Origin of the sequence: Pseudomonas sp. W15Feb34 (assembly GCF_023127765.1) — a bacterium.
In the GTDB taxonomy this organism is placed as follows: domain Bacteria; phylum Pseudomonadota; class Gammaproteobacteria; order Pseudomonadales; family Pseudomonadaceae; genus Aquipseudomonas; species Aquipseudomonas synxantha_A.
The window spans coordinates 390-700 of sequence record NZ_SPKN01000052.1 but is presented as its reverse complement, the minus strand read 5'-3'; the positions used below and the strand labels follow the sequence as shown (position 1 = coordinate 700).

Annotated in this window: 1 protein-coding gene; it reads left to right on the top strand. The window is 52.4% G+C overall.

The window, feature by feature from the left end:
• Positions 1-311: immunoglobulin-like domain-containing protein (locus tag E4O97_RS26295; protein ID WP_248162703.1), on the top strand; the 311-nt coding region annotated here is incomplete at both ends.

The window sequence follows — 311 nt, the reverse complement described above, 5'->3', positions numbered from 1 at the left end:
ACATCACCAATCCGTTGACTGTCACCCTGGATAACGGTCAGACCATCACCATCGGCGTGAATCAGTCGAGCGGCACTGTTTCGGTTCTTGCTCCTGATGACGTGTACAAAGGCGATCAAACCGTCACTACTGCTATCAGCGGCGTGACCGGCGGCGAGCACTTTGAAAATCTGATTCCAGGTACCGATAAAGTCACCACGACTGTCACTGACACTCCGGGCACCGATAACACCACCACTGTCACGCTGACTGCACCGTCTGAAGCGAATGAAGGTGGTCAAATTACGTACACCGCTACGCTTTCGAATAAA